Source organism: Streptomyces sp. NBC_01390 (assembly GCF_045040105.1).
In the GTDB taxonomy this organism is placed as follows: Bacteria; Actinomycetota; Actinomycetes; order Streptomycetales; family Streptomycetaceae; genus Streptomyces.
The window spans coordinates 1,777,663-1,796,075 of record NZ_CP109551.1 but is presented as its reverse complement, the minus strand read 5'-3'; the positions used below and the strand labels follow the sequence as shown (position 1 = coordinate 1,796,075).

The window sequence follows — 18,413 nt, the reverse complement described above, 5'->3', positions numbered from 1 at the left end:
GACGGCGGTGTTGAGCAGCGCCGGGCCTCGCCTCCCGCCGGCACCACGCTTTCCCGCCGAAGAACAGGAATCCACCCATGGACTTTCCCGACCTGGAACTGAAGATCCGCATGACACTCGTGACCGACCCGGACCTGAGCGTCTTCGTCCCCGTGCGGCTGTACTACAAGAACACCGACCCCTACGCGGTGCAGGCCTCCTTTGACGTCTCGCCCGACACGGTGGTCCGGTGGACGTTCGCCCGGGAACTGCTCGCCCAGGGCCTCACCGCACCCGCCGGCATCGGTGACGTGAAGATCACTCCGATCGGCCCTCATCAGAACCGCTGCCTCAGCATCGAACTGGAATCCCACGACGGATACGCCCGCCTTGAAGGACCGGCAGCTTCCGTCAAGGCCTGGCTCGCCAAGACCTTCGAGGTCGTCCCCGCAGGCCGGGAGTCTGAATCCGTCAACATCGACCGCCTCCTCGACGAGCTTCTGACCGACTGAGCCAAGCACCGTCCCGCGTAAGAAGATCCGCGCCGCCATGTCACAGGAGCGGCGCGCAGCAGCCCCCGGAAAAGCGACGGCCTCGGCGACCGCGCCGCCGTCTACCTCGTGATCGACCGCTCCTATTTGATGAAGCACTACTTCACCGACGGCACCGTCCAGCGGTTGAGCGACCGGGTCCTCAGCCTGTCGGCACACCTCGACGACGCCGGCAAGGTCGCGGTCGGCGCGGCTTCTTCTCCGGCGGAATGCACACCCTCACGCGAGGCTGCCTGTTCCGCCGCTCCCAGAACTTCGTCGATGTCGCACTCGGCGCCCACCAGGGCCGCATCGCCGAGCTGCACAACTCCCTGGGGCACCTCCTTATTACCCCGGACAACAGCGGGCTTCCGATCCGCTGAGTGCCGCTGCCCCGCCGCCATCTGCCCGACGACGCGGACCGCGTCACCCGAAGGGCCATCAAGCGGCTCCGCTACATCGCACAGGAGGAACAGCAGTGAGCAAGATCTGGATCCCGGACCCTATCGTCCACGTGGATCGGAAGGGGGGCGAGGAGCGGGCCAGCGACGGCTACAGCCGGTACGGCTCGTACGTCGGCGCGCGGGAGGAGCGGTTCCAGGACCACTGGGCCAAGCCGGAACAGAAGCCGCTGGATCCCATCTATTTCGCCAATGTCGCCTGGGAGATCGCCACCCCGCCGGTCATGTCGCCCGGCCTGGTCGACTGGCGGGCCGACCTCCACAAGGTGACGGTCGGCTACGACGAAGAATACGGCAGAGACCTCATGCTCACCGTTGAACTCCCCCTTGAGCACCACCAGTTGGCCGCCAAGATCCCCTACACGTACCAGGACTGGGACCGGCCCTACCGCTCATACGAGGACGGCTTCCAGTTCCTGGCGCAGCCCGGCACCCGCCACGACCGGCCCACCCTCATCACCATGGTCACGGTCCGTCACATCCTCGGCTCCGTCACGCTCGTCACGCCCGGCAAGCCCACCGGCCGCCAGCTCGTAGACGACGCCCTGCTGTCCGTGGAGTACACCGCCGCCACCGTCAACGCCGAACTGCCCGAGATCATCCGTAACGTGCAGGGGGAACCCCGGTGAATCCGCCCGAGCCCAGCCGCACCCTGCTGGTGACCCGGCGTGCGATGGACGGGTGCCGGGTGACGCACCCCTACACCCGCGAGCGCTGCGACAACGGCCCCTACTCCCATGACCTGCACTGGGCGGCGAAGCCAAGGAGCGGCTGGTGGAACACCGCCACCGGCCAGACCACCAGCCCGACCGGGCTGGTGTACGCGCACTACTTCGCGCGGTTTACGCCGGAGCCCGGCCGAGACACCGCCGAGCCCATGGAGCACTTCCCCGAGCCGATGGCCCTACGCAACGAACTCGCCGGGCGGGTCACCTACGGCTACGGCACCAGCTATGCCCCTGGCGCTAACCGGCCCACTGTCCGCTATGACCGTGTGGACCCCGGCGCCTACATGGACGTTTGGGTGATCGCCAGCGTGCCAGCGAAACCGGACTACAACCCCCCGCCGAACCCGGCCACCTTCAGGCCCATGGAGCGCTGGACTGTGGTGGGCGACTTCAAGCGCTCCCAACGCTCGCTCTACCTGCCGCTCACCACTCCCGCACGAACAGAAGCAGCCGCGTGAGCCGCGCCCGCCGGTACCCGGTGGCCGGTGATCCCGGCCCGATCCCCGCAGATAAGCCGAAGCTTTCACCCACTCAACTCCTGCGAGAGCGAGAAGCCTTCATGCCCGCATCCACGATCGTCGCTTCCGGCGGGGAGTTCCGCCTCTACGGGGACTCCGTGCAGACCTTCGCCGATCTGCCCGTGGCCACCTACACGATCTCCTTCTCCCAGGTGACCGGCTACAGCCTGCGCCAGACGGAGCCGCTGGGATCCGCCGATGAGACCGTCTACGGCAGCCACGCCTCCCGTGTACAGCGGATCGTCACCGGCTACTCCGCCATGGACCGCTCGCTCGGCGTCATCCTCTCCGGCGACAAGGGCATGGGTAAGAGCCTCATGCTCCGCCTGCTCGCCGAGCGGATGCGCGAGGAACACCACCTGCCCACCGTGCTCGTACAGCACGACACGCCGGGGCTGGCCGCCTTCCTCGACGAGCTGGGCGAAGTCGTCGTCGTCTTCGACGAGTTCGAAAAGATCTTCTCCAACGAGGACGACGAGTCGCAGAACCAGTTCCTGAGCCTGTTCGACGGGCTGAGTACGACGAAGCGCCTCTACGTCCTGTCGGTCAACGAACTGCACCGCGTCAACGACTACATGCTCAACCGCCCCGGCCGCTTCCACTACCACATGCGCTTCGCCTACCCCGAGCCCGACACGGTCGCCACCTACCTGCACGACCAGGTGCCCGGAGTGGCCGAGAAGCAGGTGGCCGAGATCGTCGACTTCTCCCGGAAGTACGACATCAACTTCGACCACCTGCGGGCGATCGCCTTCGAGCTGTGCCTGGGCGAGTCGTTCGCTGAGGTGATCGGTGACCTGAACATCAAGCGCAGTGAGCACGCCGGCTCGCGGATCGAGGCCCACATCACCTGGAAGAACGGCGACACCGACGTCTTCGATGGCCGTGTCGATCTGTTCAACAGCGACAGCCTGCAGACCATCAACGACTGGGACTCCGGCACCGAGCTGCAGTTCCGCATGCGCGACGCCGTCCCGTCCGAGGACGGCTACCTGCTCCCGGATGGTGCTTTCACGCTCACCGACCTCCGTGACGAGGACGACAGGTCGCCCGACGACGAGAAGGACCTGCGTGCCGCCGCGGTGACCCTGCGCCGTCCCCCGAAGTACTCCATCGACTTCTGAGGACGTCCCCATCCGAACCGCCGAGGAGCCACTCCGGTCTCCTCGGCGGTTCGCTGTCCGGCTCACGCGTTCCTGTACAGAAAGCAGCCTTCGACCATGCCCAAGTACCGCATCGTCTCCGAGCCCGGCCCCGGCGCAGAGCATCGTGAGCCCCGAAGGGCCAACCTTTGCCTCGGCAAGGCCCGTCTCGTCACGGTCATCGACTCCGAGGACCTGTTCTGGGCGACCAGGCGTGAGCTGACCTCCTTCGGCAACGACCCGCACTGAGCGCCATGCAGCCAGATCCGACTGTGCTGCTCGCCTGCCTGGCCGTCGCTGCGCTCGGCATCCTGTGCCTCGCCATCGGCGTTGGCCATAAGCGGCGCTGGCGGGACCCCACCCGGCTTTACAGCTGGTCCCAGAAGCAGCAGCTCATCCGCCAGGCCAACGGCCGGTGCGAGCACAAGCCGCCCCTCTGGTTCCGGTGCCACGCACCGGGGACCGAGGCCGATCACATACACCCCTGGAGCCGTGGCGGGCCGACTGAACTGTGGAACGGCCAGCTGCTCTGCCGCCGGCACAACCGGCGGAAGTCCAACCGCGCGCCGAGCCCCCTCTACCGCTGGCGCCTCGCGCGCCGGCGCAAGAAGCACTGACCACCCCGACACGCATCAGCAGCACACTCATGGCCTGCATCATCTGCCCGAACTGAGGCGCGGAGCGCGACACCTCCGCTCGCTACACCTCTCCGGTGAACCAGGAACGCGACAACCGTGAGTGGTCCGAAGGACATCTGTTCGGCAGGTGCCAGGCCAAGCACTCCGAGGAGAGCAGTGAGCTTCGGCCCGAGCAGCGCTTCAACGAGCTGAAGGGCCGGCTCATCACCGCCACCGGATCGCCCGGGCTCACCTCGTGCCACGACGGCCGGGTCCTCATGACGCTGGGGGATTGGGAACGCTTGATCTCCCGGAACGAGGCGGCCGACGCGGTGTCCGCTGCGCAGACCACCGAGATGCACGCCCGTGAGCTCCACCACTTCGAGGAAGACCAGATCTCCGCCTCCGTGCTCGCCGTGCTGGACGAGATCCGCCGACTCTGCGACGGCGTCGAGTACAAGGTCCCCGGCAAGCACGAGACCTGGGACGCGCACCCCAAGGAAAAGCCCGTCTTCGCAGGCGAGATCGAGGCCCTGATCGACCGGCACGGCCAGTCTCTCGAAGCAGCCTTCCTCCAGGCTCGCATCGGCAAAGCCGTGAACCGGGCCGCCGACGACGTAAGTGCTCTTGGACCCGAGGACGAGCAGGTCCGCGACGCCGCCAACCTCATCTACAGCGCCGCGCTGCACTACCTGGAGAACCCCGCGCGACCCTGCGCCAGGCGGTCAGGGCCAGCTACGACCAGGGCGTCGAGGACGTCCTCGGCTGGATCCAGAACTGATCCGACCCGCTGATTCCCCCCACCACCGAAGGAGCAGATCATCATGGGCGCGAGCATGCTCACGGCCACCATCGCCTTCCCGGCCGAAAGCACCGAACCGCCGAACTTCGACCGAGGCCGTCAGCTGCTCGAAGAGATCACAGACGCCTCGCTCTTCACCTTCGACGAGCCTGAGGCTGAACTGGAGGAGCTGCTGCCGGATCTGGACGGCGAGTCCGACCTCGTCGACGAGAACGGCGAAGTGCTCATCGAGTACGCCCGGCGCGCCGGGCTCGTCATCATCAACAACCTCGAAAAGGCCCTCGACTCCCGGGAGACGACATTCCTCACGGTCGCCGACTACAGGATCTACATCTCCGGAGGGCTCTCCAGCGGCGGCAGCCCCACGGACGCGACCGGCGCGATCTGGGGCGCCTACAAGCTGCCCGAGAGCGTGCTCCTCGCCATGGGCTTCATCCCGGACTACGAGCTGCCGCTCTCCCGCGCGAACGGCAGCGGGGCCAGCACGCCCCTCACTGACACCGACGTGGTCGACGCGATCGCGCTCGGCCTGGGCACCTCGCCGGAGTGGCCCGGCACGGACACCCTCAAGTGGATCGCCGAGGCCATCGGCAAGGTGCGTGACGAACCCGGCAACGCTGAGCCCGTCGAGTACCTCAAGCGCTGGTCGGAGCGGTACGGCTTCGACCTGCTGTCAAGCAAGTTCCTCTCGGCGTACATCGGCGAAGAGATCGGCAAGGCCGGCGAAGAGGCGACTGACTTCACAACGCACCCGCGACCGACAGGGGATGCGGCACCCCAGGTTGACGACGCCAACGCGCGCGGCTGGTTCTTGCGGGAGGGCTGCTCCTAATGGCTGTCCGAGACGGATTTCGACTGATCGCCCGCTGGCGACCACCACGCCCGCGTGCCGCACGCCCCTACTGGAAGGACGACCCTGTGATGACGCTCCCCAACCCCGGCCAGTTGCGCACGCTCATACATGACGCGCTTACCACAGCGCTGACCCGCGACGCCGCCACACTGCCGGCCTCCATGCTCTACACGCCCGGCTGCCGCCCCGCGCTGTTCATCGACAGCAGCGTGGTCCGCGGCGGTCCCGGAGTCGGCAAGACGTTGTGGGCCCGGGTCCTGACCGACCCTGACCTCCGTGCGACAGCCGCCCATGACTTGAAGATGCCGCGCCTGGAGGATACCCGGGTGATCTCCGCCCCTGGGGCCACAGGAGACAGCGACGGCTATCCGGCCGCGCCGGAGCTGGAGGCACTGCTCGGCGAAGGAATCCGCCCCGTGACGGTGTGGACCGCTGTCGCCCTGACCGCCCTGGGCGTCTGCGACCTCACACATCTGCCCAGCTGGCGCGACCGCGCGCAGTGGCTGCTGCGTAACCCCGACGCCCTGCGCCAGGCCGTGGCCTACCTGAACTCGCAGGGCCGCACTCATCTGGTTGTCTTCGACAGCCTGGACCGGCTCCACCCCGATCAACGCACTACGGATCGCCTCGCCTCCGGAGTCCTTCAGCTCGCTGCCGACCTGGCCCGCCTCGGGCCGCGCGTGAGGGCGAAGGTCTTCCTCCGCCCCGACACCCTCGACGCGGCCCTGTGGGCGCTCACGTCCGAGGCCCGATCTGCTCTGCGTACGGCCGACTTGAACTGGAGCACGCCGGACCACTGGGGCCAGGTGACCGGAACGCACCTCTACGGGCTGTTCTTCCAGCTCCTGGCCAACCACCCCAGTGAGGGTGCCGCCGCCTTCCGTTCTCTGACCCCGGGCTGGAGGCTCACCCCCGACGGCCGCTTCAGCGCCCCCGAGCAACTGACCTCCGATCCCGCCGCGCAGGAACGCCTCTTCACCGTGATCGCGGACCCGTACACGGGCGCGGCCGCCCGCAGCGGCTCCACATACCGGTTCATGTTCACGCATCTCCAGGACGGCGTCGGCGGACTCAGCCCGCGCCCGTTCCTCATCGCACTGAGGGAGGCCGTGCGTCACGCCCTGGACGATCACCCCGACCACCCGCGCGCCCTTCACCACCGGGACATCCGCCGGGGCGTGCCGGAGGGAGCGCGTGCGCGCGCCGCAGAGGTCGAGCAGGCCATGCCGTGGGTGTGCGCGGCACTCGCTCCGCTGGCCGGGCAGCAGCTGCCGATCGATTCCGCCCAGGTCATCGCCCAGTGGGACCACGCGTGCCTGCCAGACCGTCTTCGCCGTCTCGGCTCCCGCGCGGCGGACCCGTGCCCCAGCGGCATGCGGCACCTGGCCCGCTACCACGACCTCCTCGAAGAGCTCACTGCCGCTGGCGTCGTGCACCCCAGGACCGATGGGTCCTGGGACATGCCTGAGTCGTTCCGCATCGCGTACGGCCTGGGACGCCGAGGAGGCGTGAAACCGGCCTCGGCCCCTGTCTAGCCCCGGCTGAGGCGCGCCCGGACTCCCGCCACGCACCGGCACGCGCATCAGCTATCGCGCTGCCCCGCCGCCGGATACCGACTAGTGGGGGTGCGCCTGCCGCTGGCTGCGACGAGTGGTCGCACAGCGTGAGCGCAGGCGCTGGTTGGCTCGGTTCCTGAAGCCGAAGGCGTTGCGCGCTTCGAACCGCGCATCACCCGCGCCTCAAGGCCCGCGCCGAGGTGGGCAAGCCCGTGACGCTCGGCACCTTGCGGTGGGAGCTGGCAGGGCCGCCGACGTTCGAGCGGCAGCCGCGCACGGTCGACGGCCCCGGCACCTCGGTCAACGACCGCGGAGTGGACGAGGTGCCGGGGTGAGCGACGTCCCCGACTACGTCCGTGGCCCCGGCCTCCAGCGGCCCCGCCGCCCGCAGAGCACCACTTCGGCTGGTCGGGGCCCGTGCCCGTGGGCCGAGCGCAGGCGCATGCACGAGCCTCCGTGCGTGGCGGGCTGGATCAGCACCGACGAGCAGGGGCCCGAGCGGGGCGCCGACGGCCGACCCCGTACCCGGGACGGCCAGCCCGTCAACCCACCAGACGATGCGCCTGTGTCCCATCTGCCGCCCAGAGGCGGGCCAAACCCTGGCCGACGCGATGCTCACGCACGGCCGGCAATTCTCGAAGTTCCCTAAGCGCAAGGAGCGCTGACATGTCTTTAGCCCAACCCACCGAGACGCGCCCCCCGACCTGGCGCGAGGAACTGACCCTCGACCTGGCCGACGCCACAGAGAAGACGCGGGCGGCCTGGCTGTCGCAGCGCAACGTCGTCGCAACCTACCTGCGGGCCGTCACGCCCCACCTGGAGGCGGCGTTCCACCGGGGCAGGCTTGGCGACCTGCGCGACCGGGGGATGCTCCCGCCCTCGCTGACGCACCCGCTCACCGGCCGTGAGAAGCAGGTCATCGTCCGCGTGGCGCGTGGCATGTCCAACGCAAAGACCGGCGTGGACCTGTGCCTCGCCGAGGACACGATCAAGACCCATCTGCAGCGCATCTACAAGAAGACCGGCGCGCACGACCGGGCCCACGCTGTCGCCCTCCTGCTGATCCGGGGCGACATCACGGCGGCCGACGTCCTGGAGCCCCTGGATGACGACTGTTGACGCCCCTCTCCCGCACCTTGCGCCCGCAGGGGCGCGGCGACGAGTACCCTGCCGCTGCGCTGGCGGGCATGGTGAGGCGGCTGCCAGTTTCACAGCGCCCCTGTGAACGTCCGGCTCCCGGACGGCTTGTATCCCGTTGAGGCGACCACACGCGCCGACACCGCGGAGTGCCAGGACTTCTCCTGGGGTCACGGGGACGAGTGCGAGATGCTGCTCAACACCCCCGCGAAGGAGGGGGCCGACGCCGTCCATGCCACGCACCCGGCCCAGGGGAAGCCCAGCGTGCTGGTCAGCTGTCCCCCGTACGACAAGCCGGGGTCTCCGTTCAACGGATTCTCCGGCTTCGTCATGCCGTTGTGCTCGCCGCCGTAGCCACAACATCCCCCCGCACGTCAGAGAAAGGGCAGTACATCCGTCATGACCAAACCGGCCAACCCCTACGCCCAGGCTTACTTGGGCTTTCTGGGCGGGACCGCCGAGCACCAGACCCAGCAGGCTGAGACCTCTGAGGCGGTGCCGGCATGAGCCGCCGTCCAACCCAGGACCCAGCGATCGACGCGGAACACGGCGGTGAGATCCACCCCGCCTTCGGCGTCGCGGTCGTGACGCGGAGGAGTGGTGGAGGTCGTTCGCTGTTCCAGTCCGACCTGCTCCACAACGAGACCATCTCCCTCTCTGTTCGCGAGGCCACGCGCAAACGCGACCTCAACCACGACTGGGTCCATCCAGGCCGAGAGGTCGTGGAAATCGAGATGAGCCTCGCGCAGTGGGGCTCGCTCGTGTCTTCCATGGGTCTCGGCAGCGGCGTTCCGGTGACCATCCGGCGTACCGAGCACAACGCCTTCGTACCCGAGATCCCTCATCAGCCCCGCACAGCCGAAAGCCTGCGGGAGGTCCGCGAGGTCACCGACCGGATGTATGTCCGCGTCAAGTCCGCCACGGCGGCACTGCACGAGGCGATCCACGAGAAGAAGGGCGTGAGGGCCACCAAGGAAGCACTTAACGCATTGGAGAACGCCGTCGCCGGTGCGGGCAGCAACGCCCAGTTCACCGTCGACTCACTCGTGGAGGCCGGCGAGCAGGTCGTCGCCCAGGCCCGGGCCGATATCGAGGCCCACGTTCTGGAGGTCGTCCGGCTGACGGGTGCCGAGCCCTCCATCGAAGCCTCGTCATTCGATGCCCCGGCGCTGCCGGGGCCCACTGCCAGCCGAGAGGAGCCCTCCGATGCCTGAACTCACCGTGCCCGACGAGCTGTTCGACGCCGATTCCATCGCCTCCGACGAGCACAGGCTGGCCGAGCGCTTCGACTGGATCATCCAGGATGGCCAGATCGTCCACGCCCCCGTCGTCGGCTGGGCATGGGCGTGCCCCAAGTGCGGCGAGTCCGGAACCCTGCTGGAGGCCCCTGTTGCTCTTTTCCACAGTGCCTCCCCGCACGGGAAACAGCACGCAGCTGGCCCGTTCGACACCTTCGGGCCGCTCCTGGTCTCCGTCGTGCGCGAGTTCCCTGGCTCTGCTCCGGGAGCCGACTGAAGCACCAGCCTCGATACGGAGGGGCATCAGCCATGAACGCACTCACGACCACCGGGACGCCGTTCACGGCCTGAGCTAAGCGCCAAGCGCAGCTTGGACTTCATCGTTCGCACCTCGGACGGCCGCAGTTTCACCATCAACCCTCAGCTGCCCGGTCTCTCCATCGAACGCATCAATGACAGCGTGGAGGAGCTGTGATGGATGAACAGAGGAGGCAGGAATTGCTGGACAGCCTGCCGGACGACCCGGTCAACGCCGAGCGGCCTCCGGAGTCCCTCCAGCAGAAGGCGGACCGGATCTCCTCTGCCACCGGCCATCCCACCGAGGACGACATCACCCTGCCGTCCCAACTGGAGAGCCTGGCCGACCAGCTGGCCCGCCAGTACGACTACCGGCCCCTGGCCGAGCTTGAGCAGGAAGACCCCGAACGTGCCCAGGAACACCGGGACGCGGCCGCGCACCTGGCGCCGTGGATCCAGGAGTGCCCCCGCGAGGAACGCCGCGCTGCCTTTGGCCGCGGCTTCGACAAGGGCAAGGAACGCCAGAAGCTGCGCACTGCCGGCGACGTACGCCGTCTCAAGGACGAGGTGGCCGAACTACGGCAGGACCGTGACCCGGACGGGCTGCGGGCTCGAATCCGGGACCTAGAGTACGCGCTGGAAGGCTGGGACCGCTTCATGACCGGCCGGGTCTCCCCGCGGCCGGACGTGCCCGCGGACTGGAAGACGCAGGCCGCCGAGTACTTGGCCAAGTTGACCGCGGTGCAGCGGGAACTTGCCGTGCTGAAGGGTGTGCAGCCATCCAACGCCACTCGGAGCAGCTCGTCGTGACCGAAGGCGCCTTGTACGCGCGGCTGGACGGGTTACAGGCGGCCTTGTCCAGGCCCACACCGGCCCCGCCGCTACGACCCGGCCGCTGTTTCCGCGGAACCAGCCTGCTCCACCCGGATACTCCGCTCGGCGACGCACAGGCCCCCTGTCCAGGACGACCCTGTGCGTCGCCGGATACGCCGCCCACTTCACCGGCCACACCCTCGCTAGTCGTCCGCGACCTGTCCGACTTCCATGGCAGCCGCGCCACCCACACCGTCGCCCACAAGCCCGGCAGCCACGCCCTGCCCGTCTGGGTCGTCGCCAAGCGGGAACTGCACCTGACCGGCAACGACGCCGGACGGCTCTTCGCCTCCTGCACCGCGGCAAGCACCGTGCTTGCCGCCCTCGGTCAACTCGCGGGTGGTGCACCCTGAATCGACTGGGCGCGATCCAGCAGTAGCCGCCTGCCCCGGCCGAGTAACCGCCCACGACCGCCCGGCTGTTACCGGGCCCGTCATCTGCCTGCCCGCCTCACGTAGACGTTTGTATCGCCCGTCGCGCCATCACCGTAAGGCGGGGGCGGTGCCCCGTTGCCCTCCCGCCCGCCAGCGGCGGCGCGGGAGCGGTCGAGGGTCGCATCCGACCGTTTCTTGGGGGAACATCCGCTATGTCCAGCCGTCTCGAATTCGTCCGTGTCGCCAGCGGCCAGCCCGTTGATCTCCTCTACCCCGGCACCAGCATCAACGGAGACCTTGTCGGTGACGGTGAAATGGCCGTCGCCCTGTGGAACCGCGGCAACGGCATTGCCCTGCACGGCACGCAGCAGGACCTGCTCGACCGCCTCGAACAGCTCAGCGCCGTCGTCCGCGCTGCGCCGCCGCTGCCGACCGAGCCGTATCACCTGCCCGCCCACCTCGACCCCGATGACGTCATCCCGGAGACCGGCGACGTCTGCGTCGACCACGTACACGACACCACCCGCTGCGCCACCCCGGGCATCACCGTCCGCGACCCCCGCCGCGCCACCTGCGCCGCATGCCTCAGCGACTGGAACGACACTTGGCACACGGCCATCGCCACGGTCCTGTACGTACCGGCCGATCCAACCGACCACACGATCAGCCCCAGCCTCCCTTACTCCCTCACCGGCTGGGTCACCGACGACAGCGACAGCGGCAAAGCGTCCAGGATCACCGCCAAGCAGCGTCAAGCGCTTCAGCTCATCCACGACAACCCCGGCAGGGTCGTCGTACGGCAACGCGGCCCCCATACAGCCGGCTACCTCAACGTCCACAACAGCACGGCACGCATCCTGAACGACTGCGGGTTGATCTGCCGGGGGTACGCCACTGGCATCAGTGCCCGTCCCAAGAGCGGCCGCAACGACGACAAGGTCTACACGTGGGCTCTTACCCGAGCCGGACTCCACACCCTCAACAGCCAGCCGGAGCCCCACATCGAGGAGGCCGGGCACGATCTGTAATCCGACCTCGGCGACGAGCCGCTGGATGCTTTTGTGCGCCCCTTCGTCGACCTCGCCGTCGAGTCCGCCCGTGCGAAGTTGCCTACTGAGGAGCACGACACGGTCGACAACGCGACCGTCCTGGTCGCCGAGCTCACTCCCTAACCCCGTGCTTGTCCGTAAATCCTCGTCAGCCAGCGCGTTACTCAGGGGTCGGGTCCCCGGGGTCGGCGCTGTCGCCATCAGCGGGGTCTTCGGCCTCCATCCATGCGTTCAGCCTGGCCAGCCCTTCCTCGTCGAAGTCGAGCTCGCCGCCGGGCGCCCTGCAGCCCACGCGGTCGAGTTGCGCCAAGACTTCCTCGATCGTGATGTCTTGATTCGACGCTTCATCGGGGGACGGGACTCCTGCCATGTCTTCTCTCATACCCATACATGTCCCGAGCCGTCCAAAACGTTTAGTCGATTCGACAATTCAAGTGCTTGTCCGAGGCGTTTCGTCGGCGCAGGTGGCCGACATACGTCGGTGTTCCTGCTCCTGAAGGAGGTGCACCGTTGAACACACCCCCGCCCGGTGCGGCGATCAGTGCCGGCGACAGGCGGCTCCTGATCACCGCTGCCGTCGTGCTGTACGACCGACATGGTGATGCCAACGATGTTTTGTGCAGCGCTCAGACCGATGTCATCGAAAAGCTGCGGCCTCTCGTCCACGGCCCGCGCGGCGAGGAATGCGCCGCCGCTATCAGCCCGCGGGACGTGCTGTCGGTCGCGACGACGGCGGTCGAACTGACCGATCGCCACGGGAGCGACGACGAGGACTGGCGTGCGGCAGTGGAACGCGCGCGGGTGTACGTCGAAGTCGATGACGCGGAGAGCTGATCCTGTGCACGCCATCTGACGGCCTGCCCCGGGTGCAGGGGCGGGCCACGTACCCCGCGGCCCCGCACTATGGGCGCCGCCACTGGGGGCCGTGTGTTGTGGCTCTTGCCTCTTGGGCCGAGCCCTGCCACGGCCGTTGCGCGGCTAACTGTCGTGCTGGCCAGGGTGGTTGCCGTCCACCTACCGTCTTTCTTGTCCAGGAGCACGAACATGGCATCACAGCCCGAGCCCACCGTCTTCCACGCCGTCCTGGCCCGCCTCGCCGCTGCGGACATTCACTGCGAGGTCATTTCCGACGGGAAGCTGTCGGACCAGACACACGGCGCCTACACCTTCGCCGACGACTCCCAGCTAACCTGGGGAACTCAGAGCAGCACCGGCGTGGAGAACTCCATCACTCACCCGGTCAGCGCGCACGGCCGCCTCGACGGCTTCTTCATCGACGACGTCAGTGACGAGAGCCGCGAGTTCACCACCGGTGACTTCGAGACCGACGAGGCCGCGTTCGTCACCTGGGTCACCGCCCTGGCCGACCGGCACGGCCGGGCAACCAAGTAGCGATCCGGCGTCCGCCGCCCCGCGCCCACCGGCCGGGGGACGCCAGCCCCTTCCGCCGCCCCTGTTGCGGCCTCACCACGACTACCGCCTGGTGGTCTGGGATCTGCCCAACCCGCCGGTCATCGACACGGTGAATGCGCTGCGCGACGCTGGCCACCAGATCATCTTCTGCTCTGGCCGGCCCGAGCGTGACGACCGGGGGTGCAGCGTCCGTGCTGCGACCCGGGGCTGGCTGGGCCAGCACCTGGGGGAGTGGGCTGACGATGCTCTGCTGCTGACGCGCGGCAGGGAGACCTGCGCCCCGACCACGCCGTCAAGTACGAGCTGTTCAACGCTCACATTCGTGACGCCTATGACGTCCTCCTGGCCTTGGACGACCGTGACCGGGTGGTGGCCCTGTGGCGCTCGCTCGGCATCGTCTGCCTGCAGGTCGACGAGGGGAACTTCTGACGTCGCGACCGTCCATCCATCAGGGCCCGTGCCCCGGCTCCGCACCGTGCGGGGCTGGAGCACGGGTCTCCTCTTTCTCTTGCCCGTCCCGCCTCTCAGGGACGGAGCGATCCACCATTCGACACTCTTATCGACTCGACGATAACCGTCGTATGCGAGTCGATGACAAGCTATTCAAGACTGATTAGACTGAGGCTATGACTCACAACAGCAACGCTCACGACAACGGCACTTCCGACGCCGCGCTCCCGAAGTTCTCCGTCAACGTCGTCCCGACCGACCAGCTCAGGCGCGAGAACCTCGGCACGTTGCTGAACCGCTATCGCTGCGGCGAGATCACGCCGCTGATCTTCGGCGACGACAACAAGCCCGAGGCCGCGATCATCCCTTTCGCCGCGTTCGTGCGCCTCATGAAGTACGACCACGCGGCCCACGTCCACGCTGAGGCTCCTTTCCAGGCCGAGCTCTCCCGCCGCATCCAGGAGTCCGACGCCTCCGGCGAGGCGGGCATGACCATCGAGGAGCTCGCCGAGAGCCTCGGCACGCTCGGTCAGCAGTGGGCCGATGAGCATCGTGCTGCCCAGCAGGAGAAGCGTGATGAGTGAGCGTCAGCCTCCCTTCCGCCTCCTGCCGACGACCGGTCTCAAGCAGGACCTCCAGACGCTCCACGACGCCGCGGTGATGCACCCTCATGGACCGGAGGACCGGCTCCTGCGCGTGGCTCTCAATCAGCTGGGCCGGATCCAGCAGGGCGCGCCGAGCACGCATCCGCTGGAGTACATGCCCAGTTATCCCGACCTCTCTGATTGCGAGACCACGTACGTCGGCGCGGATCCGAATGCGAAGCCCTCGCACCGGATTGTCTGGCGGGAGCGCGCGCCCCAGCGCCCGGGCGGGCCCGTCACCCGCGAGGTCATTGCCCTGGGTGAACGCGCGAACGGGCAGGCCTACTACATGGCCGGCCAGCGCCTCGGTCGCCCCGTGGGCTTCACTCTCGCCGAGCTGGCCGCGCAGCGCGAGCCGATCGCGAGTCCCTCACGGCCTCGACAGCGCTCGATCAGCTTCGACACGCCATCCGCGGATGAGCCTGATCTTCAGTTCGGGTGACCTATAATCCAGTATTCTGTTCATCATTGCGGTCTTCTCATGAAATGGAAGTAATGGTGATTTGACAGGGGGAGATGGTGACGATGTGCGACTGCGAGTCAGTGATCCAGGCGGTCGCTCTGGATGCCGAACCCCAGTTCAGCGTAACCGCGGGACGCCGCCGGCGGTTCAGTCCTCGTTCCGCCCTTTTCGTGCGGCGCGGCATCGGACTGGCGATCGCCCTCGGCATGGCCTACGGAATCTTCCACGTCATCTTCCGCACTGAGGTACTTGCCCCAGTGCTGGCCTACGTCGGACCCGTCAAGGACTTCATCGGTTGGGTGATCGAAGACCCAGATCGGGCCTGGATCGCACTGGCGGCCCTGGTCATCCCGCACATCGGGCTGTACTACCTGCTCTTCGAGGACCGTAGGGCGGGCACCATGTTCAAGAGCGCCCATCTCATCATCGCCCTCAGCCTGATCGGCGGGGTCAGCCTGCCAGCCGTCATTGGATGGGTCACCGGCTTCTTCGGCTCGATCGCAGACACCGTCGCTGGCCTGTGGGACAACTTCATGGGCTGGGGCAACTCGCCGCCGGGGTGGGAGCACCTCGCCGGGGTCGGCGTGCTCATCGTCCCGGTCATCGTGCTCGTGCTGATCTTCGCTATTGCCGACGGCTGAGCCTCTCAACTGGGCTCGTCCCACCACGAAAGAACCCCCGAGATGCCTGTGCATCGCGGGGGTTCTCTTTTTCTGCTGGCACCTCGTTGCCTACGACGCGGCTCGTAGCTCACGATCCTCAACGATGTTCTCGAACTCGTCGGCATCCTCGATCATCCCGTAGGTCTCCGGTGGGATCTCATCCTCGTCGCCCCCGAGCCGGCGGTTGAGGGTGCTCGACGCGGAGAACTTCAGCACCGCGTAGTCGTCGACGTCGCTCTGACCGAAGCGCACCTTGTGGCCCTTGTGATCCTGTCGGTAGAAGCGGCCGAAGCCCGTGAGCACGACCGTCTCCCCACAGCTGGCCGCGCCCGTGAGTTCACCGAGCAACGACTCGTACACCTTCTTCACTGTCCGGACCGGCAACCCGCTGCGAGTCGCAACCCGAGAGATGAACTTGCGCTTACTGACACGCGGATTCGTCGTCGTCTCCATACCCACACCCTGTCCTGTCGTCCTTCAAGCCGCGGTTTCGCTGAGAAACCAGTCTATCGAAGATAGTGACGAGTCGAGAAGGAGAGGTGTGCTTGTCGAATGTCTCTCGCTAGGCTTGTCGTGTCCCATTCGGCTAGAGCTCCAGATCCAGCTCGATCTCCTCCCGGTCGTCCCTGGGCTCGTAGTTGACCGACTCGATGATGTTCCGCGTGTTCGGATCGTGGCGCTGGTTCACGACCTTGTCGTGGGACTCCTCGAACCGCCGCTGCGCCGCCACACGGTGGGCCGCATCGAGCTTTGCGCCGATGTTGCGCTCCCCGAACTCCATCATCGAGCCCAGCAATGCCTTGGTGCCCTGCTTGGTCGCGCTGACGTTCGGCTGGTTCTGGGCCCGCTGCTGCTTCCATCGGCTCCGGTCCTCCGGCGTGACGTAGCCGAACATCCGCGCGAAACGCGATCCGAACCTGACCTGCTGTCCCTCATTCTGTTCCTGGCTCATGGCCCTTCCTCCTGCTCCTTGTTCGTGTTCTCGGATCGTCCTCAGGCGGGCTGGTAGTCCTCGGCATCGGCCTCAGCGTTCGGGCCGTCGTTCTGCTGGCCGGCCTCTCGTTCGGACGACGGGCCCGTAGGGCGCGACCGCGGCTTGAGCCGCTGCTTCTCGAAGAAGCCGCCCGGGTCGTCGACCGCTGTCTGGAGCGTCTGCTGCCAGTTCTCCCCGAGGCTCCGTTTCAGCTCGGCCTCAAGTTCCGGGTACTTCTCGTTCACTGCCTCCAGCGCGTCGACGTAGGCGTTGGAGTAGACCCGCTGCTGCTCCTCGGGCGAAAGACCGTCGATGTCCATGCTCGCGATCATCACCTCGGACTGGTCCAGTCGGCGCTGGAGCATGTCGGGCAGCCCGCTGGTGTCCAGGCCCTGCTTCTGCGCCGCGAAGCCGACCAGGTAACCCAGCATGTTGCCCCCGTAGCCCTCCTGGTCGCCGCGGCCCAGCGCGTCGAGCATCGAGGTCTTCATCGTCTCGGCGAGCTGGACCTGGTGGGCGTCCGCCTCCATGGGCCGGCGCAGCGTGAACATCCCGTCCTCGGGCAGACGCCAGCCCAGCTGGTCGTCGAACTCCCCGCTCCAGACCGTGCGGACCCTGTCTGAGCCCGCGATCCGCTCCTCGTGCGCGGGGGCCTTGACGATCCGGCCGTGGGCCACGCCGTTGAACATCGTGCGCAGCTCGGGCTCGTACTCCATCCGCTCGCCGATGATCATCCGCGCGCGGTGGACGACCTCCTGGCGCTCCAGGCCGTCTTCGCGCATCTGCTCGTGCAGCCGCTTGCGCATCGCCCGGTAGCTGTCGCGGATCAGGCCGGCATCCGCGCCCGGCTCACGCATCTTCCAGAAGGCGTTCTCCAGGAGCGCGACCTCCGTCATGGCCGCCGAGTCCGGAGTGAACATCTCCCGGTGGCCGCGTTCGCGGTGCTGCATGGCGTCGAAGCGCTTGCGCCACTTCTTCGTCAGGTGATCACGCGGATCGGTGCTGCCGATGAGGCGCTCGCGCCGGGCGCCGCTCGGCACGTCCTTGAAGATCCTCTGCCGGTGCGCGATGCCGCTTTCGGCGGAGGCGATCATGCCGCGGGTCCTGGTGTCGATGCGCTCCTGGATCTTGTCCTTGAAGGGCTGGAGGTAGCTGTCCATCTCCTTCTTGAAGTCCGGGGCAAGCATCCGCATGGCCATCACCATGCCGACGGCCTGGACGACCGAGTTGGCATTCACCCCTCGAGAGAGCGGCTTGAGACACGACTGCATCATCATCTGCATGTAGACGTGGTGCATGACACCGAGCTCCTGCGTCCGCTCCTCGTCGTTGAAGCCGGGCACCAGCAGCTTCGAGTCCCGCAGCGAGGCCATGTACTTCTCGCCGGCCAGCCGCGTCTCCGCCCGGAGCTTGAGCAGTTGCTCGCGATGGTCCAGGCCCTCGGCCTCGTCCTCGGCCCGGTCGACGTCGATCCGGTACACGCGCTCGCGGTCGGCCATCCGCGCCTGGGTCTTCGCGCCGAAGAACCCGCGGGCGCGGTCCCGGAGCCGCTCGCGCCAGGCGCGCGAGCCGTCGTTCTCCGGTCCCGGCTCGTCGTTCACCGGAAGCTTCTTGGTCGCGCGCCGACGGCCCGCAGGGCCCGTTCCCAATTCCT

27 protein-coding genes and 1 pseudogene are annotated in these 18,413 nt (G+C 67.6%); 24 read left to right on the top strand and 4 right to left on the bottom strand.

Translation table 11 applies throughout. From position 1 onward, the window contains the following. Positions 1–77: 77 nt before the first annotated feature. The 19 genes and pseudogenes from OG241_RS07880 (at position 78) to OG241_RS07790 (ending at position 12,133) form a co-directional block, all read left to right on the top strand. The gene (locus OG241_RS07880) at positions 78–491 is read left to right on the top strand and encodes an SsgA family sporulation/cell division regulator (RefSeq protein WP_405814515.1); all 414 of its coding nucleotides are present in this window, start codon (positions 78–80) and stop codon (positions 489–491) included. Positions 492–620: 129 nt separating this feature from the next. Continuing rightward, a pseudogene (locus tag OG241_RS07875) lies at positions 621–671 on the top strand (hypothetical protein); the annotation flags it as partial. Positions 672–739: 68 nt separating this feature from the next. Beyond that, positions 740–892: a hypothetical protein gene (locus OG241_RS07870; RefSeq protein WP_405826898.1), complete on the top strand. Its 153-nt coding sequence runs from the start codon at positions 740–742 to the stop codon at positions 890–892. A gap of 131 nt (positions 893–1,023) precedes the next feature. Continuing rightward, complete coding sequence (locus tag OG241_RS07865; protein WP_405826896.1) at positions 1,024–1,599, top strand: hypothetical protein; 576 nt, start codon at positions 1,024–1,026, stop codon at positions 1,597–1,599. Then, entirely contained in the window at positions 1,596–2,156 is a 561-nt protein-coding gene (locus OG241_RS07860) for a hypothetical protein (protein WP_405814514.1), read from the top strand. The genes OG241_RS07865 and OG241_RS07860 overlap by 4 nt, the downstream gene beginning before the upstream one ends. Positions 2,157–2,257: 101 nt before the next feature. Further along, entirely contained in the window at positions 2,258–3,340 is a 1,083-nt protein-coding gene (locus OG241_RS07855) for an AAA family ATPase (protein ID WP_405814512.1), read from the top strand. Between the two features lie 96 nt (positions 3,341–3,436). Then, positions 3,437–3,607, top strand: coding sequence for a hypothetical protein (locus tag OG241_RS07850; protein WP_405814511.1), 171 nt, complete (start codon positions 3,437–3,439; stop codon positions 3,605–3,607). Positions 3,608–3,612: 5 nt separating this feature from the next. Further along, the gene (locus OG241_RS07845; protein WP_405814509.1) at positions 3,613–3,975 is read left to right on the top strand and encodes an HNH endonuclease; all 363 of its coding nucleotides are present in this window, start codon (positions 3,613–3,615) and stop codon (positions 3,973–3,975) included. 95 nt (positions 3,976–4,070) lie between these two features. Then, complete coding sequence (locus OG241_RS07840) at positions 4,071–4,769, top strand: hypothetical protein (protein WP_405814508.1); 699 nt, start codon at positions 4,071–4,073, stop codon at positions 4,767–4,769. Between the two features lie 30 nt (positions 4,770–4,799). Then, positions 4,800–5,609: a hypothetical protein gene (locus OG241_RS07835; protein WP_405814507.1), complete on the top strand. Its 810-nt coding sequence runs from the start codon at positions 4,800–4,802 to the stop codon at positions 5,607–5,609. An 89-nt stretch (positions 5,610–5,698) separates the two neighbouring features. Further along, entirely contained in the window at positions 5,699–7,165 is a 1,467-nt protein-coding gene (locus OG241_RS07830; protein ID WP_405814506.1) for a hypothetical protein, read from the top strand. 233 nt (positions 7,166–7,398) lie between these two features. Continuing rightward, the gene (locus OG241_RS07825) at positions 7,399–7,521 is read left to right on the top strand and encodes a hypothetical protein (protein WP_405814504.1); all 123 of its coding nucleotides are present in this window, start codon (positions 7,399–7,401) and stop codon (positions 7,519–7,521) included. A gap of 331 nt (positions 7,522–7,852) precedes the next feature. Beyond that, the gene (locus OG241_RS07820) at positions 7,853–8,305 is read left to right on the top strand and encodes a helix-turn-helix transcriptional regulator (RefSeq protein ID WP_405814503.1); all 453 of its coding nucleotides are present in this window, start codon (positions 7,853–7,855) and stop codon (positions 8,303–8,305) included. A 102-nt stretch (positions 8,306–8,407) separates the two neighbouring features. Beyond that, the gene (locus OG241_RS07815; RefSeq protein ID WP_405814502.1) at positions 8,408–8,677 is read left to right on the top strand and encodes a hypothetical protein; all 270 of its coding nucleotides are present in this window, start codon (positions 8,408–8,410) and stop codon (positions 8,675–8,677) included. A 149-nt stretch (positions 8,678–8,826) separates the two neighbouring features. After that, complete coding sequence (locus tag OG241_RS07810) at positions 8,827–9,537, top strand: hypothetical protein (protein WP_405814501.1); 711 nt, start codon at positions 8,827–8,829, stop codon at positions 9,535–9,537. Beyond that, positions 9,530–9,838, top strand: a complete 309-nt coding sequence (locus OG241_RS07805) for a hypothetical protein (RefSeq protein WP_405814500.1) — start codon at positions 9,530–9,532, stop codon at positions 9,836–9,838. The genes OG241_RS07810 and OG241_RS07805 overlap by 8 nt, the downstream gene beginning before the upstream one ends. Positions 9,839–10,035: 197 nt before the next feature. Further along, positions 10,036–10,668, top strand: coding sequence for a hypothetical protein (locus tag OG241_RS07800; protein WP_405814499.1), 633 nt, complete (start codon positions 10,036–10,038; stop codon positions 10,666–10,668). After that, the gene (locus tag OG241_RS07795) at positions 10,665–11,084 is read left to right on the top strand and encodes a hypothetical protein (protein WP_405814498.1); all 420 of its coding nucleotides are present in this window, start codon (positions 10,665–10,667) and stop codon (positions 11,082–11,084) included. Before OG241_RS07800 ends, OG241_RS07795 begins: the two co-directional genes overlap by 4 nt. A 233-nt stretch (positions 11,085–11,317) precedes the next feature. Next, the gene (locus tag OG241_RS07790) at positions 11,318–12,133 is read left to right on the top strand and encodes a hypothetical protein (RefSeq protein ID WP_405814497.1); all 816 of its coding nucleotides are present in this window, start codon (positions 11,318–11,320) and stop codon (positions 12,131–12,133) included. Between the two features lie 181 nt (positions 12,134–12,314). Here the strand turns inward: OG241_RS07790 and OG241_RS07785 are convergent, their stop codons facing one another. Then, a complete protein-coding gene (locus tag OG241_RS07785; RefSeq protein ID WP_405814496.1) occupies positions 12,315–12,524 on the bottom strand; it encodes a hypothetical protein in 210 nt (69 codons plus the stop codon). 140 nt (positions 12,525–12,664) lie between these two features. On the opposite strand from OG241_RS07785, the gene OG241_RS07780 reads away from it, so the two are divergent. The 5 genes from OG241_RS07780 (at position 12,665) to OG241_RS07760 (ending at position 15,765) form a co-directional block, all read left to right on the top strand. Further along, complete coding sequence (locus OG241_RS07780) at positions 12,665–12,988, top strand: hypothetical protein (protein WP_405814495.1); 324 nt, start codon at positions 12,665–12,667, stop codon at positions 12,986–12,988. Between the two features lie 210 nt (positions 12,989–13,198). Further along, positions 13,199–13,546 carry a hypothetical protein gene (locus OG241_RS07775; RefSeq protein WP_405814494.1) on the top strand — a complete coding sequence of 116 codons (348 nt, stop codon included), beginning with the start codon at positions 13,199–13,201 and terminating at the stop codon, positions 13,544–13,546. 647 nt (positions 13,547–14,193) lie between these two features. After that, complete coding sequence (locus tag OG241_RS07770) at positions 14,194–14,601, top strand: hypothetical protein (protein WP_405814492.1); 408 nt, start codon at positions 14,194–14,196, stop codon at positions 14,599–14,601. After that, positions 14,594–15,103 carry a hypothetical protein gene (locus tag OG241_RS07765; RefSeq protein ID WP_405814491.1) on the top strand — a complete coding sequence of 170 codons (510 nt, stop codon included), beginning with the start codon at positions 14,594–14,596 and terminating at the stop codon, positions 15,101–15,103. Before OG241_RS07770 ends, OG241_RS07765 begins: the two co-directional genes overlap by 8 nt. 101 nt (positions 15,104–15,204) lie before the next feature. Next, positions 15,205–15,765: a hypothetical protein gene (locus tag OG241_RS07760; protein WP_405814490.1), complete on the top strand. Its 561-nt coding sequence runs from the start codon at positions 15,205–15,207 to the stop codon at positions 15,763–15,765. 90 nt (positions 15,766–15,855) lie between these two features. Here the strand turns inward: OG241_RS07760 and OG241_RS07755 are convergent, their stop codons facing one another. The 3 genes from OG241_RS07755 to OG241_RS07745 all read right to left on the bottom strand — a co-directional run bounded on the left by OG241_RS07755 (position 15,856) and on the right by OG241_RS07745 (position 18,360). Then, on the bottom strand, positions 15,856–16,239 hold the full coding sequence (locus OG241_RS07755; protein WP_405814488.1) for an HU family DNA-binding protein: 384 nt from the start codon (positions 16,237–16,239) through the stop codon (positions 15,856–15,858). A gap of 133 nt (positions 16,240–16,372) precedes the next feature. Continuing rightward, a complete protein-coding gene (locus tag OG241_RS07750; RefSeq protein ID WP_405814486.1) occupies positions 16,373–16,738 on the bottom strand; it encodes a hypothetical protein in 366 nt (121 codons plus the stop codon). Positions 16,739–16,779: 41 nt separating this feature from the next. Continuing rightward, entirely contained in the window at positions 16,780–18,360 is a 1,581-nt protein-coding gene (locus OG241_RS07745; protein ID WP_405814485.1) for a hypothetical protein, read from the bottom strand. Positions 18,361–18,413: the final 53 nt, after the last annotated feature.